The sequence below is a fragment of the Vibrio sp. HENC-03 genome (assembly GCF_000305755.2).
Taxonomy (GTDB): Bacteria; Pseudomonadota; Gammaproteobacteria; order Enterobacterales; family Vibrionaceae; genus Vibrio; species Vibrio owensii.
Map to the genome: position 1 here is coordinate 81,478 of NZ_JH976079.1, position 24,745 is coordinate 106,222.

The window sequence follows — 24,745 nt, forward strand, 5'->3', positions numbered from 1 at the left end:
ATTGCAGCTTAAGACTAATGAAATACCTGACTACTAAAACGTAGAAAACGACTTTCTCCCATCAGTTCACGGAACGCTTCTTTATCCAGCTTAATCAAGGTTTCGTGATCGCCTGCTTCCAAATATACATGCTCTAAATTGGCGAGCATTTCATCGCAAATGGTTGCCATGTGATAAGCGCTACCCACCGGAGGTATCGCGCCGTTATCGCAATCGGTAAACAAACGATAGACTTCTCTTTCTTTGATTAAATGGAAAGAGGCGTTGAGCTCGTCATTCAATCGAGACAAGCTGATTTTATTATTCGCAGGCAAGACAGCCATCATATGACGACCTTGGTGATCTTCCAAAATCACGCCTTTTGCCAAGTTATTGAGAGGGATACCCGCTGCAACACCGCTTTGCAGCGAACTATTACTATGACTGTGATTCACGGTTTGAAAGTGAATATGGTGCTCAGTCAAATAGTGGTCGAGCCGGGTTGACATGGTCATGTTAGCCTCCTGAGTGTTGAGACCCACATAAAGTATAGGTAAATCTCTATTCCCCAGACGTTTTACTTGAGCTGTTCTACGCTTACTGGAAGCCAACCACAGAGTATGGCATTGAAAAAGGGAAGCAAAATGAGCAAACCAGTAATAGCGGATAACAAACCCATCAAAGTTGAGCTTGTGCAAGGACAAGAATATTACTTTTGTCGATGCGGGCGATCTAAGAACCAACCTTATTGTGATGGCTCCCACGCCGGAACCGATTTTAAACCCATGAGCTTTGTCGCTGAGAAGGATGAAGATGCGTATCTGTGTCAGTGTAAACACACCGCAAATGCGCCTTTATGCGATGGGACGCATAAGCAGTTCACCTCTGAGCAAGTGGGACAAGAAGGTCCGGGTATCCAAGCCGGACATAACGAAATCCCAATTGCAGTGGCGACGCAAGAAGAACCCACAGTTGAGTTTATTCACCAACTGGCAAGAGAAGGGCTATCAAAGTTAGGGCATCATGGACCGATGACGGCGATGGGAGTGCCGAGAGACCAATTGCCACATTGGGATGAACTGCAAATGATGGTCGCACAAATGGCAACCAAACCTCTGATGGAGGATGTGCTAGTCAAAACTGAATTGGTAATTGGTCCCAAAGCGAAGAAGCCGTTAGTGCTCAAAATTCCGTTGTTTGTCTCTGACATGAGCTTTGGCGCGTTATCAGAAGAAGCCAAAATCTCACTCGCGAAAGGGGCGGAGTTAGCCGGAACCGGAATCTGCTCCGGAGAAGGTGGCATGTTGCCAGAAGAACAAGCGGCGAACTCCCGTTATTTCTATGAACTAGCGAGTGCGCAATTTGGTTACGACGAATCTAAGTTGCTCAATGTTCAAGCCTTCCACTTCAAAGGTGGGCAGGGAGCAAAAACAGGGACTGGTGGCCATCTACCAGCCAATAAAAATGTGGGTAAAATATCGCAAGTGCGTGGCATTCCCGAAGGGCAATCTGCGATTTCACCACCGACGTTTAAAGATCTGCATACCGCAGAAGATTTCAAAAAGTTTGCAGATCGGGTACGTGAAGTGACAGGCGGTATCCCGATAGGCTTCAAGCTCAGTGCAAACCATATCGAAGAAGATATTCAGTTCGCACTTGATGCCAGCGCAGACTACATCATTTTGGATGGTCGTGGAGGAGGTACGGGCGCAGCGCCTGCTATGTTCCGTGATCACATCAGCGTGCCAACCATTCCCGCTCTCGCTAGAGCAAGACGCTATCTGGATGCACAAGGTAAGAGTGACCGTGTCACGTTAATTGTCACGGGTGGACTGCGTGTTCCAATGGACTTTGTAAAAGCGATGGCGCTCGGTGCAGATGGCGTTGCGATTTCTAACAGTGCAATGCAGTCGATAGGTTGTGTAGCCGCGAGAATGTGTAATACCAACAATTGTCCAGCAGGCATTGCGACACAAAAAGCCGACTTAAGACAGCGGTTGAATGTGGATAAAGCCTCGGTTCAATTGAAGAACTTCTTTGAAGCCTCGGTTGAGTTGATGCAAGTGATGGCAAGAGCGTGTGGACACGATGATCTCAGCAAGTTTAATCAACACGACCTCGCCACTTGGAATCGCGATATGGCGTTGCTTTCTGGGGTGAAATACGCAGGCGTAGACAAGCCTTAACGTTTCTCTTGTTCTGATTCGTGCCCGTTTTACTGTGGCTGCAATTTGTACGATTGATAATTGAGCTCATATGGACCATAATATTAAGACCATTTGGTCTGTAGGAGCTCAGTATGGCAACGGCAACATTAAAAAGCTTTAAACCGAAACTGCCTCACAAGGCAAACTTTTGGTTTATGCTGGGCATTGAAGATGCCGAAACCGGTCGTACCGATGCGGTTCATAAAGGGTTTGAGCCAAAGGTATACCGTAATATCGTCGAGCGTGTGAAGCTTTCTCAAAGTGAATTCCAACACGTCACATTGATCCCGGTGAGCACCATCAAACGTCGACTCAAAAACGAAGAGCGCTTCAACACGCAAGAGAGTGATGCCATCTATCGTTTAGCTATGCTACTTAAGCTAGCAACAGAACTGTTTGATGATGAAGAACGCGCGCTAGGTTGGATGCGGGAAAATGTTTACGGTTTGGGTGGCAAGCGTCCACTAGACATGGTTTCTACCACGGTTGATTTTGAAATCGTCAAAGATTTGATTGGACGACTAGAGCACGGGGTATTCTCGTAATATGAAGCTCTATCGACTGACTCAAAAGAAGTTCTCTGAGTCTCCATTTAGCCCAATCGGTGCCAAGTTATACGGTGGGCGATGGAACTCGAAAGGAACCGAAGCATTGTACTTTTCTCAATCCGAATCTCTATGCTCGTTAGAAGTTTTCGTTCATGTAAACAACGATCCGGCGATCACCAAGCTTTACGATTTGTATCGTATCGAGATGCCAGAGTACTTAATTGCTGCACTGGATGAAGAAGACTTACCAGTCACTTGGCGCTCCATTCCTGCTAGTGAATCCACACAATACATCGGCGACCAGTTTCTCAACGATCCACATCCTGAGTTTGCTGCACTGCAAGTGCCTTCAACGATTTCGCCTCGTGACAACAACTACGTCGTCAATCCAAACCATCCCAAGATGAAAGACATCCTGAAGAAAGCAGAGAAGCTTGATTTTGCTTTCGACCCAAGAATCTTCAAATAGAAAAGCTCAGCGTTTGAATTCGCGCTGAGCTTTCTTTTGTCATTGCGTTAATGCTGAGCAGTGAGTTGTTGATTGTCACTCAACTCCTTTTGATAGCTACTCAATACAATTTCAGCCCCTTTGTAAGAGAGGTGGCTTGCATCGGTGTACATGGCATTGTTACTGCCCACTTTCATTGCGCATTTGCCCTGTTGGCAGATGTAGTTAGTAAGGTCGACAAACTCCACATGTTCAAATTGTTCAAAGTACGCTGCCAGCGTTGCTACATGATGCGGGTGTGACTGCTTCGGCGAAAAGTCACATTCATTGCCTTTGTTATCACCAAATAATTGTGCTTTCCATAAGCATTCGCCAATAGCATGCGGTGCAGAAGGTGTCGGACCAAAGACAACGATCTCTCTATCTTCTAACTCATTCAATAGATGGGTGAGCGAAGCTTGGTAATCTTGCTTAGAGAGCTCTTTATTGAAGTTAGAAGAAATCACCACACGTCGAATTGAAGGCGTATTCAGAATAGTTTCGACTGCATCGGTGAAGAAGCTTCGACACGATAGATTTTTGACTCCTGCAATCATGTCGACATAACCCACCGCACAAGAATCTTGCGTAAGCTGGACAACTCCCGTTGGCGTGTCATTCGAGAGTTGCTGAACAAAGACCATGCTGTGGCTGTTACCCAATACTGCGACAGTAGGCTCTGAAGATGATGAACAAGTGTCGTTGATGGTTGTATTACCATTACATGCAATGCCATAGCCATTGTTTACACGCATAGCTTCGAAAAACGCACTACGGTCGGGAAAGCCTCCATTTTTATGACCGACGACACCAAAAGCAAGCAACGGCAGGGTGATTAACACAAGTGAAGCAGCAAGTGTGCTCATGCCGATTTTCTTGCGGCTACGGAAAGGTTTTTCAACAAAGCGCCAAGTTAAGTAAGAAAAGGCAAATAGAGCGACAAGATAAAACGCTAGGCTGAACTCTTGTCCTGCGGTCAGCACATATCGATAAAAAACCAGCAATGGTATATGCCATAAATAAAGGCTATAGCTGATCAACCCAACAAAAACCACTGATTTGAGGCTTAGAGCTTTACCCAACGTGTTGTCTTTGGATGAAAACAAAATGATAAGTGCGGTGCCAATCACAGGGATTAACAGCATGAGCCCAGCGCCATCTTTTGATTTATCAAACAACAAAGCAGAGGCGAGAACTAGGGTTAAACCAATCATAGCTAAGGTATTGTTGGGTTTGATGACGGTTTTGCGCATCACTAGGGCAATCAGAGAGCCCGCTGCCAGTTCCCACGCACGAGAGAAAATCATGTAAAAGGCGAAATCAGGATCACCACTGGCGTACCAAATAGTCATCAGGCTTAATGCAAACACCGCAATGAAGAAGGTGAGGTAAGACATGAGCTTGCCTCGTGCCAGAAGCATAAGCAGAAGAGGGATTACAATGTAGTATTGTTCCTCCACACCTAAGCTCCAAGTATGAAAGAGCGGATTGGCTTGTTCTTCCAGCCCAAAATAATTGTGCCCTTTGAGGTAAAGCAAAACATTAGAAGCGGACAGAATGGAAGACACAGAAAACTCGCCCACCTCTTTGTGTGCATGTGGAAGGAACAACCACCAAGAGAGTAGGTAACATACTGCAATAACCAGCAGCAGTAAGGGCAGAATCCTACGAATACGGCGCTCGTAGAAATCAGCAAGGCTGAATTGGTTCTTATCCAAATCGTTTATCACAATTGTGGTAATTAAATAGCCACTGATCACGAAGAACACGTCTACGCCAATAAAGCCACCAGCGAACGCTTCGATGTCTGCGTGGAAGAAGATCACCAATATGACGGCAATCGCTCTTAATCCATCTATTTCTGCTCGGTAAGTCATCATCATCTCTCCCTAGTCAACAAACTCACTAACGCAAAATGCGCACCAAAAATTAGGCTCATAAAATCAGTGAGTTAAAAAGCATTCTGAAGATGAGAAGAGTTTTGCAGGTTGACTTCTTATATTGATTTTCATTTTGAAAATTTAAAACTCGGCGCTTTCTAGCAAAATGACGTGCTACGGATGTAAATCAAAGAACGGTTGAACGGAAGTTTTTATACTGCAAGCTAAGTGAACAAACTCAGAAACGAGGCTATGAGCCAAAACGATATTCAAGCCAAGATTGCCAGCTTTACTTGTATCGAAGAAGCTTTGGATTACTTCGATATTGGTTTTGACAGCCGCTTTATTGATAAACACAGAGTGGAGTTAGTGAAGCGCTTCAATGGCTATTTGATTCTGACTAAGCCTGAAGATTGGTTTGCGGCTCGCCGTGCATTAAAGAACGCATACTGCAAAGTGCAGCGAAGTTTGTTGGATAAAACCACACGCTCGGCTTGTCGTGGTTGCACTTCTTGTCAGCGTCGTTAGAACGCATTTCAATACCCAAGCCATAATGCCTGATAACACTGGGCGCTAAAAAAGAAACCCCGCAGATGCATTCAAACTCATCTGCGGGGTTTTTAACTATTCAACTTGCCTATTCAAATAAGTCGGCTGAACTAGGCAAGCTCAACGGTTTAGTTTGCTTGGTAAGTCGGGTAATCCAACAGACCTTTTTCGTTACCACCAAACAGCGTCGCAGGATCGTGAGCTGCTAATGGGTAATCGTTCTTGATACGGTTCGGTAGGTCAGGGTTCGCGATGAAAGGACGACCAAAGCCAACCATATCTGCCAAGCCACTTTCTAGAGCTTCAGCCGCTTTCTCTGTGTTGTAGCGACCTGCATAGATGATGGTGCCTTTGTAAGCTTCACGAACGGCTGTTTTGAACTCAGCAGGCGTATCTGGTGCGTCATCCCAGTCTACTTCTGCAATGTGCATGTAAACAACGTTTAGCTTATCAAGCAGCGCAGCAGCAGCTGTGTAAGTTTCTACTGGTGTTTTATCTACAGTACCGTTTAGTGACGTAAACGGAGCAAGACGAACACCAACGCGATCAGCACCAATCGCTTGAGTCATCGCTTCAACCACTTCACCCAAGAAGCGTAGACGGTTTTCAACTGAACCACCGTATTCATCTGTACGGTTGTTTGCTTCAGAATCGATGAATTGGTTTACAAGGTAGCCGTTCGCTGCGTGCAGCTCAATGCCATCAAAGCCCGCTTCAATCGCATTCAATGCCGCTTGACGGTACTCTTCGATAACCACTTTGATGTCTTCTTTCGTCATCTCACGTGGTTCTACCACGTCAACAAAACCAGGTTCATCCGTGCCGTTATCGATAAACACTTTCACGTTTTCTGCTTTCAGTGCAGAAGAAGAAATTGGTTGCTCACCGCCAATGTTGTCAGGGTGGGTCACACGGCCTACGTGCCAAAGCTGAGCGAAGATCGCACCGCCTTTTGCGTGTACTGCGTCAGTGACTTTTTTCCAGCCTGCGATTTGTTCTTGGCTGTAAATACCCGGTGTCCAAGCGTAACCTTGACCCATAGGTGAAATCTGTGTGCCTTCTGCAACAATCAAGCCCGCAGATGCGCGCTGTGCATAGTACTCAGCCATCATGTCGTTTGCGACGTTACCAGGCTGGCTTGCACGAGAGCGAGTCATTGGCGGCATAACGATACGGTTCTGAAGCGTTAGAGAACCAAGTTGTACAGGTTGAAACAATGTATCTTTCATGACTAACCTCGTTATTTGCTTGTTTGAATCAATTCGATTTGGTAACCGTCAGGGTCTTTGATGAATGCGATATGAGTTTCACCGCCTTTCATTGGACCTGGTTCACGAGTGACATTGCCACCAAGTGCTTTGATTTTGTCGCATGCAGCGTAAATATCTTCACAACCTAATGCCATGTGACCGAACGCATTACCTAGGTCATAGCTGTCTGTGTCCCAGTTGTAAGTCAGTTCAATCGTCGCGCTGCCTGGTTGGTCTGCGTTACCGACAAACACGAGAGTGTAACGGTATTCTGTGTTTTAGAAGCGATCAAGCTCGCTCATACCAAGAACTTTGGTGTAAAACTCGATGGACTTATCCAGGTCAGCCACGCGGATCATAGTGTGAAGAAATTTCATATTTAACCTTCTTATCTCGGCTTGTGAGGCAATGTCGGTGTGACAAAGGCATTTCAACAAGCAACGTTGTTGAAGCTAAAGATAAAGGTATTACATGCAAACATGAAATTATCATTGATTATTGTTTGTATAATATTCTGTTATCAAAATCGTAGGGTATTTGATCATTTTGGTGGCTCATTAATCGAAGTAAAAGCGCGAGGCACTTTAACCTTTTATTTTTAATATAAATTACTTACAGTGATTGATTATTGGGTTGAATGCATACTAATGAAAACAAAAGGACAGCGGATGAATGAATCAGTGTATCGTGCAATGTCTTGGCTGAAAGGAATTCTGGATAAGCAAGATATTCGTTACCAGATTGTCGGAGGTTTCGCCGCCCACCTTCATGGCGGTTCTCGGCCTATTGCTGACATTGACCTCTATATTGAAAAAGAGGATGTACATGCGCTTCTACCGTTCTTTCAACCTTTTGTAAGTAAACCGCTCAAACACTACTGTGAAGAAGGGTGGGACTTAGAATACCTTCAGCTGATTTATGAAAACCAGAAAATTGAAATCGGATTAACTCCGGGGACGAAGATTTTCAACACCTCAAACCAACAATGGGTATCGCTTGATATTAATTTGTCCAAATCCGTACAGCGTGATTTTTATGGGCTAACTTTGCCGGTCATCAATGCAAGCTCTCTTGTTGAGTACAAACGAATCCTCAATCGAGAAGTCGATCAAATCGATATCAAAGAGCTAGAAGAAATCCAACAAGCGGATAGTGCTCAATCAATGACTCAAACCAGAATTTAGAGAAATACAAGGCAACAAACTATGAAGAAAAGTAAGTTTCTATTGGCATTAATACTCGGCAGTTTGGCTGTAATACCGAGTGTATCAATGGCGAATGACCAAGTATTGAAGCAAGCTTATCAGTCGCAGCAAAGTGATGTACAAGTTCGAGGTTCAGGTGTGGTCATTCGTGTGTTACGAGATGACAACGTTGGCTCGAGACATCAAAAATTCATCCTTAAGCTAGAATCTCGCCAAACGCTTTTGGTTGCTCACAATATTGACTTGGCTCCAAGAGTTGCGAATCTGAACGTTGGCGACCGTATTGAATTTAATGGTGAATATGAGTGGAATTCAAAAGGTGGTGTCTTGCACTGGACGCACCACGATCCACAAGGACGCCACGAAGGTGGTTGGTTGAAACATAATGGTCGAACGTACCAATGAACATTGTTCCGGAGCTAGATTTAAGCCCCGCCGAGCATCTAGCCATCAAGCATTTACGAAATGCCGCATTTCCTGAACATCAGTCAGACCGCTCTTATTACAAACAGTTACCTCATTATCGTGCTCTTGAGTTTCAAGGTACAAAGCTGATTGGCTATATGGGGTTGGACTACCGCGTGATGAACTTGAATGAACAGCCAACCAAAGTGTTGGGGATCATCGATTTATGCGTTGATACTGATTTCCAAAGGAAAGGTGTCGCTTCAACAATGCTTACTCGTGTTACAGAGTATGCCCAAGACAAAGACGTTGATTTAATAATTCTTATAGCTGACGATCCTTCGCTTTATATAAAAAACGGATTTCAGTGTTTTGAGGCAGACGCGGCCTGGTTGAGAGTGCACGAACACAAAAATTATGGCGTCGCGGAAGAAAGGCTCAATGACCTTTATGTGAAACCATTGCGTGGTCAAATAGTGACAAAGGGTGCACTCGATTGGTTGGGGTATATGTACTAACCATCATAGAAAATATCGAATTAGACATGATTAAGGAAAGGATGCCATGAATGTCTCTCTGAGAGAGGTTACGAAACAAAACTATGAACTCGTCTGCGACTTGGACGTAACGAAACCATAAGAAGAATTTGTAGCATGCAACATGTGGTCGCTGCTGGAGTCTTTCTACAACGAAGGCCATGTAGTTCGTGCAATCTATCTAGACGAGGAAGCCGTTGGTTTTTTCATGTGGGTTCATGAAGGAAGAGATAAAGTTTCTATTTGGCGTTTTATGGTCGATGCCAAACACCAAAACAAAGGAATAGGGCGAGTTGCATTAAAACTGGCAATAGAAGAGATCAAACAAGCGCCCAATATCAAACAAATAGAGATCTGTTACAACCCGACTAATCCAGTCGCCAAGCCTTTCTACAGTCAGTTTGGTTTTGAAGAAGTTGGTCTGGATGAAGATGGTGAAGATATGTTGGCAATCATCGAACTCTAACGCAGATACCATGAAAAAGGGGTCAGCACAGCTAACCCCTCTGATTCAGAATTTGAAAAACCGTAATGGTCGCGTCTAGCTCCCTCTATCGGTCTTTCATTTTGCGTTTGTTACAGCAAGCAATAATTCGAGCTCTTCAGGTGTCAGTAAGTCTTTGTTTTTCAGGACTTCACTTTCTTCTAAAGAAAGCCGCGTCTGGCTTATTAAGTATTTTTTTTGAGTTGGCGTCAGATCCTTAAGCGAATCTATCAACTCTTTAAAATTTGTGTTGTTCATAGCCTAGCATTTCCAATTAACGTAATATTTTTTATTGTTTTGTCACTAATCCATGTTGGATAAGTAATCAGTTATCTGTTGGTTTATCGTAACCAACTCTTTATTAACTATAGCCAGATCCCCGCTATCTGGTGCGATATTATCTCTTGTGTGCTCCTCTATATTGTTAAGTGCTGATACTGCTGACTCCTCTCCAAAGCTTGAAAGGATGCCTTTTAGACTGTGTGACAGTAGGAACAACTCAGGCCAATTTTGGTCTTGGTTAAGCTGATTAATACGGTCCAATCCATCTTCGTAGTCTTCCATATAGGTTGAGAAAACAGCAAAGATAATATCGACATCGTTGTCCATATAAGTATTGAGTACTTCGAAATTGATCATTGCTCATCTCCACTGTGTGGCTTGTAGGTTAAAAGGGGTTGGCAACTGGGACGAGTAAGAGCCGGACAGGTAATCTTTGAGCCAGTTAGACCAATTGGGTGGTAAAGGACGCTGAGAAAGAAACTCAATGCTCTCGTCCAATATAATATCTGTTGCATCAATGCTGTTATCAGAGAGTTTTTTGAGGCGCATTTCAGTTGAGAACGGGTATCTATCCCTCAAGCGCTTGTCGTTGTTGTCTCCTTGAGCGCTTTGCTTCATCGGCACTCCAGACTTTGCCGCGAGTAGTGCCAGTAAGCTCTGTTTAATTGCGAATTCACCGAAGAAATCCATCAATGGAATCGCTTGTTTTAGCAAGGGCAACGGGGTTTTATTTGGCGTTGCATAGTAGTAGCTGAGAGACTTCATCAGCTTTCTGTGCGCGTATTCTGGTCGCGCTTCAAGCAACAACAACTTGCATTGCATCATTTGCTTGAAGGCCGCTAAATCGACTTGCTGATTTCGGTTCAGTTGTTTCTCTGCCAGTAAGCAAAATTCATTCAGTTTTATAAGTACTTTTTTCTTCTCGTTGGCACTCGAAAGCGTCTTGAAGTGTTCATTAATTAAATCAACATACGAATTCATCGCAGACAACCAGAGGGTATCAGTTGAAGAGACATTCGAGGCATACAGATACCCAACCTCGTATAGCCTTTCTATCTGTCCAAGCTTGGATACTATTCGAGAAACAGTGACCATACGTGCGCTACTGCTTGGTGTAAGCTCAAACGCTCGGTTTGCCAGAATGGACGCATTATTGTGCTGGCCAAGTGTTTCGTATAAACCAACGAGATTATCAATTGCTCTCAAACAAAGAGGGTTATGCGTGACATAGTTTGCCAACACATCCACCGCTTCTCTGATCTTTCCTTGTCTATGGAGTAAAAAGGCTTCGGCGCAGATCCGGCTCGCGTGCTCTTTGTCATTGCAGAAGGGAAGGAAGTTCTCAAGCACATCAAACTGCTGAGTCTCGACCAAGGTATCGATAAGCAGTGATTCTACACAAACGCTCGTCGCATACTTTTTATGTAGGCGCGCTACTTCAGCGAGAGTGAGTGTACTACATTTACCCAGTGATTGACGTACTTCCGCAAGGTTATGCTGCTCTTGTAATGCAGCAAGCATCTTGTTCTTCAACGCTTTGGTTTGAAGTGGTTTGGTAAGAAGGTGTCTTACTCGGCCAGAGAGGGCAGTCAGTACCGTTTCCTGCGTAGCGTCACCAGATATCATAAGAACCGCAGTGGTGTCCGAGATTAACTTGGCTCGGCTCATCAAATTGATCAAATCAAGCCCAGTCAACTTAGTCGATAGGTGATAGTCCATCACAATAAATGAGTAAAAGCGTGTTTTCACCGCGTTCAATGCTTCTTGAGCGCTATTCACACAAGTGATGTTCGACAATTTTGCCCCGAGCGAAACCAGTTGATGCTTGATCAACGTCGCTGATGTTGAGCAGTCATCAATGACTAAAATGCTGATGTTATCGACTTCGATCTTCCCTGCGGTCAAACTTCTACCTATTTATACGGATTAGCACACTCTAAAATAAAGTTAGTCATCAGTTTGCATAAAGGCAAGTGGTTTTTGCGACAAAGAAGGGGCGATATGCCCCTCATCAACTTTTGTAGTCATTAACTCTGTTCTGCGTCACTTTCTAACCGTTTTAATAGCTCGTTCGCCTTTTTCATTGCACGCCTTGCACTCTTGGATTTTCGTTTATTCAGCAAGATATCGGAAAACTGAAGGTATTTATCAGCAGTTTGGAACCTAAGGTCGTTAATGTCTTGAAAACCAGGCGGAAAGTTCTCGGCAAACGCGTCAATGTCTTTTACTAACTTATCGAGATTTACAGTCGTGCGAGCCTGTTTTAGGCGGTAGTGCAGCCCTTCAAACTCTTCTTGATAGAGAAGGCGGGCGGCATCCGAGGGGAAAGCAAGTGGGTTAGTGCTGTCTTTGGCTGTCTCATACAGCTTCATTTCCAACACGGCATCTTTCATCGCATTGCTGAAAGCCAAGTTTTCTTGGTGTTCTTCAGATTCAGAAAAGAACGTATTTCCAACCTTAATCAAGGTAACCAAAGCGGCAGCATCTCTCAGTTGAAGTGCGTCATTCAAATGCTGCCCAAATACTTCACTAGCCAGAGAGCTTGGTGTGAATGGGTATTCTCGGTGGATCTCTTGCAGCTCTTTCTTGAGATCATAGATCGATTTCTCACCTTCAACCTGAGCATAAACGGATTTTTCTAAGTGGCTGTTTATCTGACGTGCAATCGAAAGAAGCGTTGAATGTTTACTTGATTGAATATCCAATGCCAACACTTCAATTTTGTGTGAGTCAGGGTAGTAAACCTTTGCTTGTTGCAAGATGGATTCAATTTGATCGTAATTTGGGTAAGTGGTGACATCGGAATTCAGTACATCATCAATTTTCGACTCAAACTCGCCCAAGAGGTGGGGCTTATACAGGCGTAGGAAGCCCGCCTCAATCACAGGGTGTAGCCCTTGTTTGTCATCTATTAATGCTTTTGTGTCTTCTGGTAATGTATTGAGTAACTGTTCGGCCAACTCGATCGTTTGCTCTTTCTCTGCCAGTGCTAGGTTTAGTTTGGAGATCGTACCTTGTTGCTGTTGATAGAACATGCCAAGTGCCGCCAATAAAGCGACACTAGCAGCAATACCAGAGTACAAAGGCCAACGGTTTCTATTGAGTCGCGCTTTTATGCCAACACAGTTCAAGCCTTGAGGTACGGTTCCTGTTGCAAAAGCATTAGCGAATAGACTCCACTTTGAGAAAGGTAAATTAGTTGGCTTCCTCACTTTAATGCCTTTTTTCAACGCTTCATCGGCAGGAGTTCGACCATAAGGATGCTTGCAGCTTAAAAGCTCAAAAGTAATGCAGAAGAAGGCAAAAAGGTCGTCACTGAATTTAGGCTCTTTACCTGATAAAATGTCTAATGACGCATAATTTGGCGTATAGCCAAGTGTGTCTGTATCTTGGGACTTGCGCTTAGCGGCGTATTGGTCATGCTTTAATTGCTGAGTTTTCGATACACCAAAATCTAACAGTTTTACCTTTCCCTCTGACGTTAGGATGATGTTGGCAGGTTTTAAATCGGCATGAACGACGCCGAGTGAATGCGCATACGACAACGCGTCCAGTGTTTGATTAAGAATCGATAGGGCAGCGTTGTATCTTAACCCGTCCGGTCGAGAGCGTTGAATTATCCCTTCCAAAGTTTCACCATCAACGTACTCCATAACAAGGAAATAAATGTCACCATCAACACCAAAGTCGTAAACGCGGATAATATTCGGGTGGCTTAACTTCTGAGTTTGTTGTGCTTCACGAATCAGCATGCGTGCGGTCTCAGGCTGCGAGGCATACTCATTCTGGAGAACTTTAAGTGCGACATATGGAGTATCGGAACCGGACGATTCGAGGATCTTGTCTTTCGCTAAAAAGACATCACACAAACCACCATGACCAATTAAAGACTCGATTTCATACCGGTTTTTGATTGTCTCACCGAGTAAAGAATCAGGACGCTTTTTATGAGCGCTGTTCTCGAAGTTAGAGTGAGGGTTACCCACTGGTGGAATAGTGTTTTGATTATGAGACACTTTTGTATTTGTCTCATTATTATTTTGGGCTGAGCCTTCATTATTTATATTACCCATCTTGTCGTTTGTATTTTCTCTTTTTTGAGTCTTTACAATTTTTGTTTTATCACCATTCGAATCTTTATTTATAGAATTGTTTTTACTTTGGTCGTCCATCACGAGCCTCCATATAAAATGATGGTGTGAATATATAATTCATCAACTAATGAAAAATAGTTAAATGTTGATTTCTCGGTAAAGCTAACATCGGTTTTTTGACGAATGAAAAATTTAGCGTCAAAAATTTGAACCTCGTTGTATATTTTGTTCTGGGTAATAATCCTCGATTGCTTTGCTGTAAATTTAATTCATTATTCCGTTCGTGAAATCTAATTATTATTTGATTAGGCATTATTAACTTTAGTGTTAATAAGATGTCGCCTAACTATTAAGAACTAAATTTATATATTAAGCAGTTCCTTTGGCGAGGTTTACATGACGTTGGTTTTAACCATTACGAGCTTTCATAAGTTCACACCAGAGATAGACAACGAATTCATTTTTGACGCGACAGGCGAGCATGAGAAAGTCAGTTTTGGTCGCTCAGAACAGTGCGATTGGACGTTGCCAGACCCTGAAAGAGTCATTTCAGGTAAGCATGGAGAGTTGATCAAGTTTGGTGACAAATATTTGATTAAAGACCTCTCCACTAATGGCACTTTTGTAAACAACGCAGTCAGCCCTGTTGGTCAAGGAAATGAATTAGCACTGAATCATGGTGATGTAGTGACCCTCGGCGATTATCAAATTCAAGTCAACCTTGAAGAGCGTCGAATTGACGACTCTTTAAATGAGGCTAATAAAATCAATGAAGTAGGTGAGAAAGTTGCTATTGAAAACTTGGCTCACGACAACTTTGGTTTGAATGCCTCAGATCTATTAAAAGAGAGCGTTTCTTCCGAGTTTCAACTAGATATCGGTCTCATGGATGACTTTTTAGATGCACCTACATCCCACTCTCAAGATGACCGAGAAGAAGAAAAGCTGCCTTCCCATACTCCAATCTCACATGAGTTCGATGAGAAAAATGCACAGGCTTTTATTAGAGGTTTGGGTATCAACCCAAATATGGTCCCGGATGAAGGCAGTGAGCAATGGTTTGAGCAGTTAGGTCAATCGTTTTCCCTGATGCTATTAGGCTTAATGGAAACATTACACAATCGTGCCGAGTTTAAACAAAATAATCGTTTGAATCATACGGCATTTAGAAAATCTGAAAATAACCCGTTAAAGTTCTCTGCTAATTTAGAAGACGCAATTCATAATTTATATAATCGCCAGTCGGCAAGTTTTATGCGAGCTGATATTGCGATAAAAGAGGCATTCTTTGATATTGAAAATCATGAGCGTGCCTTAATGAAAGGTGTCGAGGGTACTGTATCAAGTGTTATGTCATTAGTAGAGCCAGCAACGATTTATTCTGATGCGATGTCCAATGATAGTATCTTAAATAAATTAATTCCGGCGAGAAAATATGCATGCAGTTGGAAAAAATTTGAAGGTATTCATCATCAATTGACAGATGAAGTTATAAATAAAGAATCGCCATTTTATTTAGAAGATTTTGCAAAGCATTATGAAAGTGCGCTAAAAGCTAAAATTTAAGGGATGATGATGAAAGCGACAATGAAAACTCTAGTTCTATTTTTAACTGCACTACTTGCGGGCTGCTCCGCTGCAAACCTTTTGGTTGCCCCTTACGCTGATTTAGAGCTAGCTGCAAAACACAACATCAACCCTGATTCAAATGGCAGACCTTCTCCAGTCGTTATTTATGTGTTTGAGCTCACTTCTTCGACGGTGTTTGAAAGCCAAGATTTCTTTTCAATATACGAAAACTACGACACAGTTTTGGGGCCAGATTTAGTGAACAAATATGAGATATCGCTAACGCCTGGCCAAGAAGAGGTTTATCACGCAAGTATGTCTGCTAAGACGAAATATCTCGGCTTAGTTGCGGCTTTTCGAGATATAGAAAACTCAAATTGGCGACAGGTGATTAAGGTTGATCAAACCGGGTACAACACCTACCAAATTCAACTAGACGATTTGTCTTTGTTCGTTAACTAATCTTGATTGGTGATAAAACCATGACACATTACTCCCGCACAGCATGGTGTGAGGGGATGTTTTTACGTCCTCAACATTTTCAACAAAGCGAACGTGCGATAGAACAAGAATTCAAGGGGCTAAATCGCTTTCAACACCCTTATAATTGGGGCGTTTACAAAGTCCGTGTTAACTCAAACAGCCTTAAAGAAGGGCTGGTGGAAGTTGAGAGTATAGACGCAATTCTGCCTGATATGACGGTCGTCCAGCTACAGAGTACGAACGCTGAGCTCAGCCCTTTGAGCATTGAAAAAGGTACGCAAGGCACGCTCGTTAAGTTAACCGTGCCGGCGAAGAGCTTGAAAGAAAAAATGGTCGCTGATGTTAGCGAAGGCTTGGTGTCGCGATATTTGTTGAAAGATATTGATGTTATTGATGTTCAGACAGGTCAAGACGAAGAGTGTATTCAAGTCGCATCATTGAACATGGCGTTGAAAGCGAACAATGAAAAGCTTTCTGGTTTTGTTGAATTGCCTATTCTAAAAATTAAAGAGGTAACAAGTGAAGGTGTTGTTATCTTGGATGATGAATTCACGCCACCGAACCTAAATGCGCTTAATGATCAAGCCATGATGAGCTGTCTTAAAAACGTCTCTGCAATGACTAAGATTCGTGCTGATGTCGTCTCTCAACGCCTGCTTCAAGGAAAGATGGCTTCTGCATCAGCGGTGGATTTCATCATGCTACAAATGCTAAACCGATATGAGATGGTTCTTAAGCACCTAGGAAAATTAGATCAAATTCATCCGCTCGAGCTTATTACTTTATTGAAGGGCTACGTCGGCGAACTCTCGACATTTTCAAGCAAGACGAAACGTATCCCTGCGTTGTCTGATTATGATCATATAAACCTGACTCCTGTTGTTCAGGAACTTAACCAAGTGTTAAGCCAATATTTAAGCGTTGTACTCGACCAGACCGCTAATAAGTTACCGTTAGAGGCTCGCCAACTCGGTATACACGTCACACCATTACCAGACAAGCGACTACTTGATTCCAGTCAGTTCGTATTGGCTGTTAAGGCTGATACGAGCACTGACGAGATTAGACGATTGGTACCTGCGCAACTTAAGTTTGGGCCAGCAGAACAAATTCGTGACCTCATTAACAACCAGATCAATGGCATCAATGTTGCGCCACTCAATATTGTTCCGAGGCAGATTCCTTATCAAACCGGGTACGTCTATTTTGAAGTCATCAAAAAAGGACCTTTCTGGAACCGGTTAAAAGAGAGTGGTGGCATCGCTCTACAGTTATCTGGCCAATTTCCGAATGCAGATATTGAGCTTTGGAGCATTAACCAATAACGGGTGAAGTCACTATGGAACAGACAATTATTAAGCCAACGCCAGGTGGAAGGCCAGTAGCCAAAGTATCTCAGCCACAATCGGCAGACAGCACCGTGGTGATTTCAAAAAGCACCGAGGTTGTGAACAATGACACGGTAGTCGCCTTTGGCACTAACCCAATACTGGCGGAGGCTAATGGCATCCTTTCTATCATTGGTCAGATAAGAGCAACGGCGACGCACTCTGATGTGTTCTTTTTAAAAGAAACGTTAGCGCAGAAATTAAGAGATTACGAGAATCGACTACGTCAGAAAAATATTAACTTAGAAACGATAGATACGGCACGTTACTGTTTGTGTTGTGCAATTGATGAAGCGGTATTGAATACAAATTGGGGTAGCCAATCTGCTTGGAGCCACGATTCATTATTAACGTCGTTTTATTCGAGCAGCCAAGGTGGTGAGGCATTTTATCAACACCTTGAGAAGTGTATGTCTTCTACTGAGTCTCATTTAGATCTTCTTGAATTAATGTATGTCTGCTTGTCCTTGGGCTTTGTTGGTCAATATCGACTAGAGAAGAACGGACTCGAAGCACATCGTCGTTTAAGAAAGCAGGTGATGGCGACGCTCAAGAATCATGGCCGAGGTCTACAGCAAGGCTTGAATGATAATGTCGAAGCCCGTCTTCTTAATGGTGCGCAAATCTCTGAACGAGCGCCTTTGTGGGTTGTTTGCTCGGTCACACTTGCTTTGTTGGTGTGTATTTTTATGTACTTTAGTTATGACCTTAACAAAGCCTCCAACCAAACTTTTACCAACTTGATCAACTTGATCGCTCCGGTACAAGTTGAATCAACGGTTCAAACTGATTCTCAAGTTACCGATATCGCTGAACGCATTTCCATGTATCTCGCAACAGAAATCAGCAAAGGTTTAGTCACGGTCGATGCGCTTCCAGACCGAGTTCGAATCTCCATCAAAGCTCAAGATCTCTTTGAGTCTGGAAGTGCCGAGGTTGTTGAGTACATTCAACCCGTGATATCCAAATTGGCTCGAACCTTAGAGGCGACAGAAGGGAAAATTTTGGTCACAGGACATACCGACGACAAGCCAATTTTTACCAGCAAATATCCTTCCAACTGGCACCTGTCTCTGGCAAGAGCTACCGCAATGTCTGAGCAGTTGATTGCGAATAGTGCTTTAAAGGGACGTGTGTTGCCTGAGGGGTTAGGGGACGCGAGGCCGTTGGTAGATAACACTAGCGACGAGAACCGAGCGCTTAATCGCCGAATCGAAATTGATCTAATGGTTGCGAACTAAGGAAAGTGAGATAAATGAGTATCCGAGAAGTAGGCAAAATCTTTACTCAACGCTGGTTTATTGGCTTAGTTGGTGTCGCTGCTTGTTCAATCTTTATATGGGCTGTTGGGCCACTAATTACCGTTGCAGGTTATGAACCTTTAAAGACGGATTTTCAACGTCTCGTCAGTATTTTGGTGTTGGTTTTCGTTTGGGGGATCTTCAATCTTACGAAACAACACAAGCAAAAAGTAAAAGAAGACGAGAGTATTCAGACTTTGTTAGAAGTTGACTCTCAATCGGATAAAGAAGCCGCTTCTGAAATCAATGTCTTGCAAGATAGGATTGAACAGGCAATTAAAGTCGTGACTAAAACGCATAAAGGAAAACGCAGCCTTTATGAATTGCCTTGGTACGTTTTGATTGGTCCTCCTGGTACGGGTAAAACAACGGTTCTCAAGCAGTCCGGCTTGGAATTTCCTTTGGCTGAGTCAATGGGTACAGATTCGGTCGCTGGGGTTGGTGGCACTCGACATTGCGATTGGTGGTTCGCGAACAAAGCGGTGTTAATTGATACTGCAGGGCGCTACACCACGCAAGACAGTCAGGAAAAGGTCGACTCAAAGGCTTGGCACGGCTTCCTTGGACTACTTAAAAAATACCGAACTCAGAGACCAATCAATGGCGCTATCGTGACGGTGAGTTTGGCCAGCATGATGTCGCAGACTCGCACTGAGCGCAGCTTGCACGCAAGAGCAATTAAGGCTCGTTTACAAGAGTTGAAAAATCAATTAGGCATGCAATTTCCAATCTACGTACTGCTTACTAAGATGGATCTCGTCGCGGGGTTTAATGAGTTTTTTTCTGACTTGAGTAAAGAAGAGCGAGACGATCTCTTTGGTTTTATGTTCCCTCAAGATTGCGAGGATGAGAAAGGCGTTATTTCTCTTTTTAATAAAGAGTTTCATCACCTATTAGAACGTCTTGATGCTCGAATGTTGAGGATCCTTGAAACTGAAGATGATCTTGATAAGCGTGCGCTTATCTTCGAGTTTCCGAAACAGCTGCGTGTACTACAGGCAAACTTAGACGAGTTTTTAACCGATACTTTTGCTCAAAACAGCTTTGAAGAACCGACGCTCATCCGTGGTGTGTTTATGGTGAGTTCGCTTCAAGAAGGGATCCCTGTTAGCCGTTTAATGAATGAATCCACAAGTGGGTTGGGACTTGGCAAGCTTGGGCTATCAATGAACAGTCGAAGTTCTGATAGTTACTTTGTCAAAAACCTATTTGATCGAGTGATTTTCAAAGAGCAATTGCTTGGTACGGTGAATCGTCATTATCAAAAACAGTCTAGTTGGCTTCATCGAGGCGTTTACATCGGATGTGCAGTGGCACTGGCAGGTGCCTCGGGCGTTTGGTTCACCAGTTACCAGTGGAACGTGAACCTTATTAATCAAACCAATAAGCAGACTGACCATATCAACGCAATGATAGGCGCGGATAGCTTGGACTTTGATTCAGATATTATCAGTGCAATAGAAACGCTTGATCGCATCATGATGTTACCGCTCGGTAAACAAAGCGATTATGAAGACGAAACGGCGATCAAAAAGTTTGGCCTATATCAAGGGGATAAGGTCTCTCAAGCGGCGAACAACGCTTATACCTCTGCGTTAAATAAGCACTTTGCCCCAATGGCGCTTCAGAGTTTTGTCTCTGAAATGGAAGGAAACCAAGAGCATCGTCAATATCTATACGAAACACTCAAAACTTATTTGATGCTGTTTAACCCAAATAAATATCAGCAAGAGGAAGTTCTGAGTTGGTTTGGTTTCTACTATGAACGTCATTACCCAGGTGTACTTAATGAGGTGCTAAGAGAGCGCTTAATGACGCACACTCGAAACTTGCTGGACAGCAATGAGCGAGGGCTTTCTTACGACGAATCATCGGTAGCGGAGGCTCGAGAAGTCTTAACACAAATGTCTTTGCCGGAGCGTGCTTACCAACGTATGAAGTTGCAGTTTGCGAAAAGCCATGTGCCTTCATTTAGGTTGACTGACGTTCTAGGGCCGAAGGGTTTAGATCAGTTCGAACGAAACAGTGGTAAGCCACTATCGCAAGGCATTTCCGGTTTTTACACTTACAACGGATTCCATAGCATTTTTCAAATTCAAATTAACCGCACGGTAAAAAGTTTGATGGAGGAAAACTGGGTCTATGGGGACGATTTAAAAGCGCATGAAATTGACCATGCAAGCGCTATTCGAGGTGTACAAGAGCGCTATTACCAAGATTATATCAATGAGTGGAAAAACCTGATTGAAGACATCCAGCTTAAACAGGCGCCAAGTTTAGAGTTGGCTTCCGCTCAGGCGAGGGTGCTCTCTGGTGTCGAAAGGCCAATTGAATCACTACTGCGTGCGATTCAAAAAGAAGTGGGCTTAACGAAAGTGGTTTTGTCAGAAAACCAAAAAGCCGCTTCTGAAGTTGCGGGAAATGTAGCCAAGGTGAAGTTTTCAAACACGGCTGACAAGCTCGATCTGTATTTACCTGAAGAAAATGCATTTAACGTAGCCTTGCCCGGGAAAGAGGTGGAGCAACACTTTACTGAAATTCTACGTTTGGATGAGCAAGATTTTGACGACATTCAGCAAGCAATGGTTAATCTGCGTTCTTACTTGTCTGATCTATCAAGCTCAGGGAACAATCAAAAGATTGCTTACAAGAGTATTCTGGATGGAACGGTTACCCAAGATGTAGCAGTTTCTTTTGAGCGGGCGCGAGAGTTGCTACCAAAGCCCTTTAATCAATGGTTAGGTGAGTTGTCTCAAGAGTCAGTGAAATTTGCTGAGAGTGGCTCTAAAGATCACCTAAACCAACTTTGGCAAACGCAAGTAGTAAAACCGTATCGTCGTTCTATCGCGGGACGTTATCCTTTTGTTTCAAATGCGGCCAAGGAAGTGCGACTTAAAGATTTTAAACGTTTCTTCGGCTACGGAGGAACGATGGACTCTTTCTTTAAAGAGTATCTCGAACCATTTGTGGACACCTCCTCTAGACGCTGGAAACTTGAGAAAGAAATCGGTGTGAGACCTGAAACATTAGCGGTGTTTCAACAAGCAAAGCGCATTAGACAAACCTTCTTTGAATCTGATAACTCGCTGAGAGTCGAGTTTGGAATGAAGCCAGTCTATCTAGACCAACATATCACTCGCTTTGTATTGGAGTTAGGTGAACAAGACCTCGTTTATAAACATGGTCCAGCACGTGCTAAATCGTTAAGTTGGCCAGCAGGTCAAGATCAAACTCGAATCGTATTTACGCCGCCGGAATCAAAGCGAGAAATTGCTCATACATATGAAGGTGAATGGGGCATCTTTAGATTGCTAGACCAATCGCTTAAAGCGCGTCCGGAGTCACGAAAAGACAACATCGTGATGATTGATCTCAATGGTAATAAAGTTCAGCTGGAGCTGATCCCTTCGAGCACGGTAAACCCATTCTGGTCAAATGAAATGGAGAGGTTCCGATGTCCACAAACGCTTTAACTTCTTCTTGGGGATACATAGGGAAAATGCCGGCTAAAGGGGATTTCGTTAAAGACGGTTTGTCCCAAGAATTTACTGGTCGTTGGCACGACTGGCAGCAAGCAGTGATTGCCGTTAGCCGTGAGCAACTGGGGGAAAATTGGAGCGAGTATTTTTTGACTGCTCCTATCTGGCATTTTGCGCTTGATGTTTCTTATATGGAAGACGCCACTTATATCGGCAGTGTCATTCCGAGCGTGGATTCGTCAGGTCGCTATTTCTTTTTTACGGTGGCGCGCGCAGTACAGGGACCTGCGGTGAACTATTGGCAACAGAGTGACTGGACACAGCATAGCCAAAACCTTGCAGTTGCCGTATTGAGTGATGAATTTGTTTTCGATGCATGGGCACAAGGGCTGACAGACTCTGACAATCTATCTGCCGAAGAAGCAGGTGTAAGCCAAGTTCCAACGATGGTTTATGAAAGTGAACTGTCCGTCATTTATCAGCGTTCGTCGCAGCTATCAGTGAACAGCCTCTTGAATCGAATGATTGGTAAGGACTACAAAACGCCTTGCTTTTGGTGGACAGACGGTTCGGACAACATCGAACCGTGCATGTTGGTGACATCTGGCTTGCCCTCGATAGGACAATATTCCGCAATGCTAGACGGCAATTGGCAAAAGTGGAACTGGTAGGAAGCGAAGAATGAATTGGAATTACTTTACTTTTGCTAAGACGCACCCAGGCAAAGTGCGACCTTATAACGAAGATGCCTTGCTTGAGATGTCTGAAGCTGGGCTTTGGGTTGTAGCGGATGGAATGGGTGGACACAGTGCGGGGGATATTGCGAGTCAGATGTTAGTGGATCGTATTGCTCGCCATATTAAAGACAGCAAAACGACGAATATCGATGAACTAAGAAAGGTTGTCCAGCAAGCAAACAAAGAGATTTTTGATTACGCCCAAGCCCACTTAGAGGGCAAAACCATGGGAACGACTCTTGTCTTATTGTTTGTGCAAGATGGCTACTTCCACTGTTTATGGGTAGGAGACAGCCGCATCTATCAACTCAGAGAAGGTCGCTTCTCCCAAAAAACCAGAGATCACAGTCAAGTCATGGATTTGGTTGAGCAAGGTCTATTGGCTTTTGAGGATGCAGAGTCACATCCACTGGCTAATGTCATTACACGAGCGATTGGTGTGGACGAAATAGTCACGATAGACCAAGTATCAGGCCAGCTTGAAGACGGAGACCAATTTCTTTTGTGCAGTGATGGATTATCAAAAGAACTCACCAACGATGAGATGCACAAGACACTTTATGCAGACTCGGTTAATCAGGCGGGCTTAGCTTTGATGCATTCTGCATTAGTGAGAGGTGCGAGTGACAATGTCACGTGTGCTTTGATCAAAGCCTGTTGTGAGAGAAGCGAGCTAGACGGACGAACACAAGACGATGCCACTATCCCAGTATTCTTGAGGAACAAGGCGAATGGTTGATCCAAAAAGTGTATCTGACTCTAGCAGGGTATTCGATTGGTTGGCTCCGGTTCTATTGCCAGTATCAGAAGAGCGCCCAACAGGTGTAGATCCGCGTGAAGACGTGTCACCTCAATCAGCATACTACCGTTTAAAAGACAGTCGAATGGCGGCACGTAATGCTGAGCGCAATGCGATTATCGAAGAAGAGAGCATATTAACGCACACTAACTTGTGGCGTGTCTTTATTGACGAGGTTCCGGATATTCTTTCTCGCCAATCAAAAGACTTAGAATTTGTTGCATGGTTAATCGAAGCCCTCACGCGTCTTTATGGATTTCGTGGCATGGGGGTTGGCTATGAAATTGCCTCAAACTTCATCGACAATTTTTGGGAACAACTGTATCCAATGCCTGATGAAGACGGAATGGAGACGCGTATCTCTTCCATTATTGGCCTAAATGGTATCGATAGTGAAGGAACGTTGATTTTTCCTTTAGCATCCATTCCCCTTACTGACATGGGGGTAGAGCAACCGTACGCCTTTTGGGAATATCAGCAAGCGATTGAGTTAGAGAGACTTGATGAAGACAAGCGCCGCTACAAGGTTGAGCAGGGTGCTGTTGAAATGTCCAAGATTAACGACACGGTGAAATCTACATCTGATGAGTTCTATCGTGAACTTATCTCTGACCTTGAGTTTGCGATGGCTGCGTTTAGCCAATTTAGTCAAAAGCTTGATGATGCGGTAGGGGACGTTACACCGAGCTCATACATCTCCAAGAAACTAGATTCAATACATTCGGCATTAAGGCATCTGTTGGGCGTTCGTTTTCAAGCTCCATCAGAGGTGACTGAAGTTATCCAGCTCGAACCGACTGAGGATGAGGAAGCACCAACGGTACAGAACCAAAACGGCGCTTTATTGATGACAAACATGCAATCGCGTGAACAGGCGATTGAGCAGTTACAAAAGGTGGCAGACTTCTTTAGAGAAAGTGAGCCTCATTCACCAGTTTCTTACTCCATCGAACAAATCATTCGTTGGTGTGGAATGCCTCTGCCGGAATTACTGGCGGAATTGATCTCCGACGGAGATGCAAAGAGAAGCTATTTCCGTTTAGTTGGCATAGCAGAACAAAATGAAAATTAAGAAAGGGAGAA

At 43.8% G+C, this 24,745-nt stretch carries 23 protein-coding genes and 1 pseudogene; 16 read left to right on the top strand and 8 right to left on the bottom strand.

The window, feature by feature from the left end; all coding sequences use genetic code 11:
• Positions 1-14: 14 nt before the first annotated feature.
• Positions 15-494, bottom strand: a complete 480-nt coding sequence (locus VCHENC03_RS18035) for an aminoacyl-tRNA deacylase (protein WP_009699021.1) — start codon at positions 492-494, stop codon at positions 15-17.
• A gap of 129 nt (positions 495-623) precedes the next feature.
• Here VCHENC03_RS18035 and VCHENC03_RS18030 point away from each other — a divergent pair, with 129 nt between their 5' ends.
• The 3 genes from VCHENC03_RS18030 to VCHENC03_RS18020 all read left to right on the top strand — a co-directional run bounded on the left by VCHENC03_RS18030 (position 624) and on the right by VCHENC03_RS18020 (position 3,203).
• Positions 624-2,165, top strand: a complete 1,542-nt coding sequence (locus VCHENC03_RS18030) for a glutamate synthase-related protein (RefSeq protein WP_032802375.1) — start codon at positions 624-626, stop codon at positions 2,163-2,165.
• A 113-nt stretch (positions 2,166-2,278) separates the two neighbouring features.
• On the top strand, positions 2,279-2,731 hold the full coding sequence (gene parS / locus VCHENC03_RS18025; protein ID WP_005426938.1) for a type II RES/Xre toxin-antitoxin system antitoxin: 453 nt from the start codon (positions 2,279-2,281) through the stop codon (positions 2,729-2,731).
• Position 2,732: 1 nt separating this feature from the next.
• Positions 2,733-3,203 (top strand): RES family NAD+ phosphorylase, encoded by a 471-nt coding sequence (locus VCHENC03_RS18020; protein WP_005447071.1) that lies wholly within the window; start codon positions 2,733-2,735, stop codon positions 3,201-3,203.
• 47 nt (positions 3,204-3,250) lie between these two features.
• Here the strand turns inward: VCHENC03_RS18020 and VCHENC03_RS18015 are convergent, their stop codons facing one another.
• Positions 3,251-5,098, bottom strand: coding sequence for an acyltransferase family protein (locus tag VCHENC03_RS18015; protein WP_009705283.1), 1,848 nt, complete (start codon positions 5,096-5,098; stop codon positions 3,251-3,253).
• A gap of 255 nt (positions 5,099-5,353) precedes the next feature.
• Here VCHENC03_RS18015 and VCHENC03_RS18010 point away from each other — a divergent pair, with 255 nt between their 5' ends.
• Positions 5,354-5,629 carry a nitrogenase-stabilizing/protective protein NifW gene (locus VCHENC03_RS18010; RefSeq protein WP_005441361.1) on the top strand — a complete coding sequence of 92 codons (276 nt, stop codon included), beginning with the start codon at positions 5,354-5,356 and terminating at the stop codon, positions 5,627-5,629.
• 149 nt (positions 5,630-5,778) lie between these two features.
• On the opposite strand, the gene VCHENC03_RS18005 is transcribed toward VCHENC03_RS18010, so the two are convergent.
• Complete coding sequence (locus tag VCHENC03_RS18005) at positions 5,779-6,879, bottom strand: alkene reductase (RefSeq protein ID WP_009705284.1); 1,101 nt, start codon at positions 6,877-6,879, stop codon at positions 5,779-5,781.
• An 11-nt stretch (positions 6,880-6,890) separates the two neighbouring features.
• Positions 6,891-7,277 (bottom strand): annotated as a pseudogene (gloA, locus tag VCHENC03_RS0125525) (lactoylglutathione lyase).
• A gap of 291 nt (positions 7,278-7,568) precedes the next feature.
• Here gloA and VCHENC03_RS18000 point away from each other — a divergent pair.
• From VCHENC03_RS18000 to VCHENC03_RS0125530, 4 genes are all read left to right on the top strand, one after another.
• Positions 7,569-8,084: a hypothetical protein gene (locus VCHENC03_RS18000; RefSeq protein ID WP_009705286.1), complete on the top strand. Its 516-nt coding sequence runs from the start codon at positions 7,569-7,571 to the stop codon at positions 8,082-8,084.
• Positions 8,085-8,171: 87 nt separating this feature from the next.
• Positions 8,172-8,510 (top strand): DUF3465 domain-containing protein, encoded by a 339-nt coding sequence (locus VCHENC03_RS17995; RefSeq protein WP_020196297.1) that lies wholly within the window; start codon positions 8,172-8,174, stop codon positions 8,508-8,510.
• Entirely contained in the window at positions 8,507-9,028 is a 522-nt protein-coding gene (locus VCHENC03_RS17990; protein ID WP_009705288.1) for a GNAT family N-acetyltransferase, read from the top strand. Before VCHENC03_RS17995 ends, VCHENC03_RS17990 begins: the two co-directional genes overlap by 4 nt.
• Before the next feature lie 142 nt (positions 9,029-9,170).
• Positions 9,171-9,512, top strand: coding sequence for a GNAT family N-acetyltransferase (locus VCHENC03_RS0125530; RefSeq protein ID WP_009705289.1), 342 nt, complete (start codon positions 9,171-9,173; stop codon positions 9,510-9,512).
• 96 nt (positions 9,513-9,608) lie between these two features.
• Here VCHENC03_RS0125530 and VCHENC03_RS17985 read toward each other — a convergent pair whose 3' ends face one another.
• The 4 genes from VCHENC03_RS17985 to VCHENC03_RS17970 form a co-directional block, all read right to left on the bottom strand.
• On the bottom strand, positions 9,609-9,788 hold the full coding sequence (locus VCHENC03_RS17985; RefSeq protein ID WP_009705290.1) for a hypothetical protein: 180 nt from the start codon (positions 9,786-9,788) through the stop codon (positions 9,609-9,611).
• A 45-nt stretch (positions 9,789-9,833) separates the two neighbouring features.
• A complete protein-coding gene (locus tag VCHENC03_RS17980; protein ID WP_009705291.1) occupies positions 9,834-10,169 on the bottom strand; it encodes an Hpt domain-containing protein in 336 nt (111 codons plus the stop codon).
• 3 nt (positions 10,170-10,172) lie between these two features.
• Positions 10,173-11,717, bottom strand: a complete 1,545-nt coding sequence (locus VCHENC03_RS17975) for a response regulator (protein ID WP_009705292.1) — start codon at positions 11,715-11,717, stop codon at positions 10,173-10,175.
• 122 nt (positions 11,718-11,839) lie between these two features.
• Positions 11,840-13,984: a serine/threonine-protein kinase gene (locus VCHENC03_RS17970; RefSeq protein ID WP_009705293.1), complete on the bottom strand. Its 2,145-nt coding sequence runs from the start codon at positions 13,982-13,984 to the stop codon at positions 11,840-11,842.
• A gap of 318 nt (positions 13,985-14,302) precedes the next feature.
• On the opposite strand from VCHENC03_RS17970, the gene tagH reads away from it, so the two are divergent.
• From tagH to tssA, 8 genes are read left to right on the top strand one after another with little or no spacing between them, the layout of a single operon-like run.
• A complete protein-coding gene (gene tagH, locus VCHENC03_RS17965; RefSeq protein WP_009705294.1) occupies positions 14,303-15,472 on the top strand; it encodes a type VI secretion system-associated FHA domain protein TagH in 1,170 nt (389 codons plus the stop codon).
• 9 nt (positions 15,473-15,481) lie between these two features.
• A complete protein-coding gene (tssJ, locus tag VCHENC03_RS17960; RefSeq protein WP_009705295.1) occupies positions 15,482-15,937 on the top strand; it encodes a type VI secretion system lipoprotein TssJ in 456 nt (151 codons plus the stop codon).
• Positions 15,938-15,957: 20 nt separating this feature from the next.
• A complete protein-coding gene (tssK, locus tag VCHENC03_RS17955; protein WP_083481816.1) occupies positions 15,958-17,283 on the top strand; it encodes a type VI secretion system baseplate subunit TssK in 1,326 nt (441 codons plus the stop codon).
• A gap of 14 nt (positions 17,284-17,297) precedes the next feature.
• On the top strand, positions 17,298-18,587 hold the full coding sequence (gene tssL / locus VCHENC03_RS17950) for a type VI secretion system protein TssL, long form (RefSeq protein WP_009705297.1): 1,290 nt from the start codon (positions 17,298-17,300) through the stop codon (positions 18,585-18,587).
• Between the two features lie 14 nt (positions 18,588-18,601).
• Positions 18,602-22,120 carry a type VI secretion system membrane subunit TssM gene (gene tssM, locus VCHENC03_RS17945; RefSeq protein WP_009705298.1) on the top strand — a complete coding sequence of 1,173 codons (3,519 nt, stop codon included), beginning with the start codon at positions 18,602-18,604 and terminating at the stop codon, positions 22,118-22,120.
• Positions 22,102-22,797: a type VI secretion system-associated protein TagF gene (tagF, locus tag VCHENC03_RS17940; RefSeq protein ID WP_009705299.1), complete on the top strand. Its 696-nt coding sequence runs from the start codon at positions 22,102-22,104 to the stop codon at positions 22,795-22,797. Before tssM ends, tagF begins: the two co-directional genes overlap by 19 nt.
• Positions 22,798-22,807: 10 nt before the next feature.
• Positions 22,808-23,602 carry a PP2C family protein-serine/threonine phosphatase gene (locus tag VCHENC03_RS17935; RefSeq protein WP_009705300.1) on the top strand — a complete coding sequence of 265 codons (795 nt, stop codon included), beginning with the start codon at positions 22,808-22,810 and terminating at the stop codon, positions 23,600-23,602.
• Positions 23,595-24,734 (top strand): type VI secretion system protein TssA, encoded by a 1,140-nt coding sequence (tssA, locus tag VCHENC03_RS17930; RefSeq protein ID WP_009705301.1) that lies wholly within the window; start codon positions 23,595-23,597, stop codon positions 24,732-24,734. Before VCHENC03_RS17935 ends, tssA begins: the two co-directional genes overlap by 8 nt.
• Positions 24,735-24,745 lie beyond the last annotated feature (11 nt).

Bases quoted from the DNA above. Each gene is read 5' to 3' on its own strand.
- VCHENC03_RS18035 (WP_009699021.1), bottom strand. From the start codon at position 494: ATGACCATGTCAACCCGGCTCGACCACTATTTGACTGAGCACCATATT.
- VCHENC03_RS18030 (WP_032802375.1), top strand. From the start codon at position 624: ATGAGCAAACCAGTAATAGCGGATAACAAACCCATCAAAGTTGAGCTT.
- parS (WP_005426938.1), top strand. From the start codon at position 2,279: ATGGCAACGGCAACATTAAAAAGCTTTAAACCGAAACTGCCTCACAAG.
- VCHENC03_RS18020 (WP_005447071.1), top strand. From the start codon at position 2,733: ATGAAGCTCTATCGACTGACTCAAAAGAAGTTCTCTGAGTCTCCATTT.
- VCHENC03_RS18015 (WP_009705283.1), bottom strand. From the start codon at position 5,098: ATGACTTACCGAGCAGAAATAGATGGATTAAGAGCGATTGCCGTCATA.
- VCHENC03_RS18010 (WP_005441361.1), top strand. From the start codon at position 5,354: ATGAGCCAAAACGATATTCAAGCCAAGATTGCCAGCTTTACTTGTATC.
- VCHENC03_RS18005 (WP_009705284.1), bottom strand. From the start codon at position 6,879: ATGAAAGATACATTGTTTCAACCTGTACAACTTGGTTCTCTAACGCTT.
- VCHENC03_RS18000 (WP_009705286.1), top strand. From the start codon at position 7,569: ATGAATGAATCAGTGTATCGTGCAATGTCTTGGCTGAAAGGAATTCTG.
- VCHENC03_RS17995 (WP_020196297.1), top strand. From the start codon at position 8,172: ATGGCGAATGACCAAGTATTGAAGCAAGCTTATCAGTCGCAGCAAAGT.
- VCHENC03_RS17990 (WP_009705288.1), top strand. From the start codon at position 8,507: ATGAACATTGTTCCGGAGCTAGATTTAAGCCCCGCCGAGCATCTAGCC.
- VCHENC03_RS0125530 (WP_009705289.1), top strand. From the start codon at position 9,171: ATGTGGTCGCTGCTGGAGTCTTTCTACAACGAAGGCCATGTAGTTCGT.
- VCHENC03_RS17985 (WP_009705290.1), bottom strand. From the start codon at position 9,788: ATGAACAACACAAATTTTAAAGAGTTGATAGATTCGCTTAAGGATCTG.
- VCHENC03_RS17980 (WP_009705291.1), bottom strand. From the start codon at position 10,169: ATGATCAATTTCGAAGTACTCAATACTTATATGGACAACGATGTCGAT.
- VCHENC03_RS17970 (WP_009705293.1), bottom strand. From the start codon at position 13,984: ATGGACGACCAAAGTAAAAACAATTCTATAAATAAAGATTCGAATGGT.
- tagH (WP_009705294.1), top strand. From the start codon at position 14,303: ATGACGTTGGTTTTAACCATTACGAGCTTTCATAAGTTCACACCAGAG.
- tssJ (WP_009705295.1), top strand. From the start codon at position 15,482: ATGAAAGCGACAATGAAAACTCTAGTTCTATTTTTAACTGCACTACTT.
- tssK (WP_083481816.1), top strand. From the start codon at position 15,958: ATGACACATTACTCCCGCACAGCATGGTGTGAGGGGATGTTTTTACGT.
- tssL (WP_009705297.1), top strand. From the start codon at position 17,298: ATGGAACAGACAATTATTAAGCCAACGCCAGGTGGAAGGCCAGTAGCC.
- tssM (WP_009705298.1), top strand. From the start codon at position 18,602: ATGAGTATCCGAGAAGTAGGCAAAATCTTTACTCAACGCTGGTTTATT.
- tagF (WP_009705299.1), top strand. From the start codon at position 22,102: ATGTCCACAAACGCTTTAACTTCTTCTTGGGGATACATAGGGAAAATG.
- VCHENC03_RS17935 (WP_009705300.1), top strand. From the start codon at position 22,808: ATGAATTGGAATTACTTTACTTTTGCTAAGACGCACCCAGGCAAAGTG.
- tssA (WP_009705301.1), top strand. From the start codon at position 23,595: ATGGTTGATCCAAAAAGTGTATCTGACTCTAGCAGGGTATTCGATTGG.